The organism is Kitasatospora sp. NPDC056783, from assembly GCF_042789895.1.
Classification (GTDB): domain Bacteria; phylum Actinomycetota; class Actinomycetes; order Streptomycetales; family Streptomycetaceae; genus Kitasatospora.
The window spans coordinates 1-2788 of the sequence record NZ_JBHUAF010000619.1 but is presented as its reverse complement, the minus strand read 5'-3'; the positions used below and the strand labels follow the sequence as shown (position 1 = coordinate 2788).

General features: G+C 73.5%; 4 protein-coding genes. 1 reads left to right on the top strand and 3 read right to left on the bottom strand.

The features are described 5' to 3' along the window. Positions 1-17: 17 nt before the first annotated feature. The 3 genes from ACFRMQ_RS39915 to ACFRMQ_RS39905 form a co-directional block, all read right to left on the bottom strand. Entirely contained in the window at positions 18-815 is a 798-nt protein-coding gene (locus tag ACFRMQ_RS39915) for a hypothetical protein (protein ID WP_380735808.1), read from the bottom strand. Further along, positions 812-1384: an RNA polymerase sigma factor gene (locus ACFRMQ_RS39910; RefSeq protein ID WP_380735807.1), complete on the bottom strand. Its 573-nt coding sequence runs from the start codon at positions 1382-1384 to the stop codon at positions 812-814. The genes ACFRMQ_RS39915 and ACFRMQ_RS39910 overlap by 4 nt, the downstream gene beginning before the upstream one ends. Positions 1385-1746: 362 nt before the next feature. After that, positions 1747-2220: a MarR family winged helix-turn-helix transcriptional regulator gene (locus tag ACFRMQ_RS39905; protein WP_380735806.1), complete on the bottom strand. Its 474-nt coding sequence runs from the start codon at positions 2218-2220 to the stop codon at positions 1747-1749. A gap of 108 nt (positions 2221-2328) precedes the next feature. On the opposite strand from ACFRMQ_RS39905, the gene ACFRMQ_RS39900 reads away from it, so the two are divergent. Then, positions 2329-2739 carry an organic hydroperoxide resistance protein gene (locus tag ACFRMQ_RS39900; protein ID WP_380696641.1) on the top strand — a complete coding sequence of 137 codons (411 nt, stop codon included), beginning with the start codon at positions 2329-2331 and terminating at the stop codon, positions 2737-2739. Positions 2740-2788 lie beyond the last annotated feature (49 nt).

Below are 2788 nucleotides of genomic sequence, written 5' to 3'. Positions count from 1 at the left end.
GTCACCACCCCGCTCCGTCACCGAATCCGCACCACCCCCCGCCCCCGGACCGCCCGGACCGCGAGCCTCCCCGGCACGGCGCTCGGCCGCGACACCACCGATTCCCTCACGGTCAGCAGGATCTCGCCGTCGTAGCGCTCCGCCAGTACTCGGGCCAGCTCCGCGGCGCCGCCCGGCCGGACCTCCGGCGCCAGCTCCGGCAGCCGTTCCGGGGCACTGAGGTCCTGGGCCTGGGCGGCCCAGTGGGCCGCGTCACGCGGCTCGCCCTCGGCGGTGTAGTGCACCGCCAGGCAGTGCACGGCCAGCTGGTCCCCGTACTGGGCCGCTATCCGCCACCAGAAGACGCCGTCCGCCGTCCGGCCCATCCCGTACAGCAGACAGCCGAGGGTGCGGAAGGCCGTCTTCTCGGCGAGTTCCAGGTCCAGGGCCAGCTCCCCCGGCTCCGCCGCGCCCGCCACTCCGGCACACAGGTGCCGCAGGTCGCGCCGCAGCTCCGCCCGCCCCCCGGCCCACCGGGTCTGCCCCGGGGCCGCTCCCGGACCGGAACCCGCGCTCGGGCCGGAACCGGCCCCCACCGCCGCCCCGGGCCCCGAGCCCACCGTGGCACCCGTCCCCGGGCTCGACCCGGAGGCCGCGGCGTGCGGCGGCCGGGCTCCGGCGGGCGGTCGGGCCGGGCGTTCGCGCACGGCCGGGGCCGGCCGGCGGGCGGCGGCGAGCCGCTCGGCCAGTCGGCGCGTGAAGTCCACCGGATCGTGGTCGTCGAACTCCCGCTCCAGCTCGACGGCGCGCGCACGCAGCAGGTCCACCACCCTCATGACTCCGCCCCACCGTCGTCGGGGTGCTCCAGCAGGTACTCCAGGTGGCGGCGGCCGAGGCTGTAGTAGGTGCGGGCGGTGGTGTGCGCGATGCCGAGGGACCGTCCGATGTCGAGGTAGGACAGCCCCGCCTGGCGCAGCCGGACCACGTCGGCCTGGATCGGCGCGGCGCGGGCGAGTTCCTCCATCGCCCAGTCCAGGGCGTCCAGCTCGGCGAGTTCGTTCAGCTCGTCCTGGCTGGTGTCGGGTCGGCGCTGGGCGATCACCCGCAGGCGCTTGCGTTCGGCGCGGCGGCGTTCCCGCAGCACGTCCACCACGGCGTCCTTGACGATCTTGAATGCGAAGGCCTTCGGGTCGGGGCTGGCCAGAGCCCGGCGCCAGTTCTTGTAGAGCGCGGCGCCCGCGCTCTGGACCGCGTCCTGGGCGTCCTCGCGGTGCCCCAGCCGCTGCTGGGCGTAGCGGAGGTAGCCGGAGTTCTCACGGGTGAAGAAGGCCTCGAAGTCGTTCGGCAGGCCGCCGAGCGGATCGGCTCTCAGGCTCCGCTCCTCGCCCGGCCCGGGAGTTCTCACGCGGGCCCCCTTTCGTGGGTCAGCTGGCCGGCCCACCGGGTGGCACGCCGACGGCCCCTTGGGGGCTCGTGGTGTAACCGTCCGGGAGAGGCGGGATGTCGACCGGATCGGGCGGACAATTGGCGAACCATTCCGTTCACTTTCGGACAGCGCCGCTGACCTGCCGGTTCACCCTCACGAACCGATTCGCACCACCTTAAACATGATCCAGATCACAACGAACACCCGAGCGGCTTGACAAGCCCTCCGACACCCCCACGCACACCCGCGGACGCACGCGGGACCGCCCGCGAGCCCCAACCCCGCCCAACCCCGCCCGACCCCGCCCGGCCCCGATCGACCCCACCCGGCACCCAGCCCCACTACGGCGCCGGCTCCACCTCCGCGGCGTCCAGCGCGACGGTCACCCGATCCAGCAGGCCGCGCAGCGCGGCGAGGTCCTCGACCGGCAGTCCGGCCGCGGCGAGGAGTCGGCGCGGGACCTGTCCGGCCCGCTCGCGCAGGGCGACCCCCTCGACGGTCGGGCGGACGGTGACCGACCGCTCGTCCTCCGGACTCCGCTCCCGGCGCACCAGCCCGGCGGCCTCCAGCCGCTTGAGCAGCGGGGAGAGCGTCCCCGAGTCCAGCCGCAGTCGCTCGCCGATCCGCTTGACGGGCAGTTCCCCGTCCTCCCACAGCACCAGCATGACCAGGTACTGGGGGTAAGTCAGCCCGAGATCCCGCAGCAGCACCCGGTACACGCCGCCGAAAGCGCGGGAGGCCGCGTTGAGCGAGAAGCAGATCTGCTGGTCGAGACGCAGGAGTTCCTCGTCCGCCATACCGGGGTGGGTGCTCATGGACCCATGGTACCGATCACCATCACGCTATTTAGTTGTGCACAATTGAATAGCGTGCTCTACTTATCGCAGCACAGCACAGCACAGAGCGACAGAAGGGAAGCGATCATGGACGCGCTCTACACCGCAGCCGCCACCGCGAACGGCCGGGAGGGCCGCGCCGTCAGCTCCGACGGCCGACTGGACCTCGCCCTGGCGATGCCGCCCGCACTCGGCGGCAACGGCCAGGGCACCAACCCGGAGCAGCTCTTCGCCGCCGGCTACGCCGCCTGCTTCGCCAGCGCCCTCGGCCTGGTCGGCCGCCAGGCCGGAGTGGACACCAGCGAGGTCTCGGTGACCGCCGAGGTGTCCATCGGCAAGGACGGGGCCGGTTTCTCCCTCGCCGCCGTGCTGCGCGTCGAGCTGCCCGACGCCCTCGCGGGCGAGACCGGCGAGCTGCTGGTCAAGCAGGCGCACGAGGTCTGCCCCTACTCCCGCGCCACCCGGGGCAACATCCCGGTCGAGCTGGTCGTCGAGTGACCACCCTCGCCGGATAGCGATCCCGGCCTCCACCGACGGGACGGGCCCT

What these genes read in the sequence shown, in the direction of transcription:
- ACFRMQ_RS39915 (WP_380735808.1), bottom strand. Translation starts at nt 815, where the DNA reads ATGAGGGTGGTGGACCTGCTGCGTGCGCGCGCCGTCGAGCTGGAGCGG.
- ACFRMQ_RS39905 (WP_380735806.1), bottom strand. Translation starts at nt 2,220, where the DNA reads ATGAGCACCCACCCCGGTATGGCGGACGAGGAACTCCTGCGTCTCGAC.
- ACFRMQ_RS39900 (WP_380696641.1), top strand. Translation starts at nt 2,329, where the DNA reads ATGGACGCGCTCTACACCGCAGCCGCCACCGCGAACGGCCGGGAGGGC.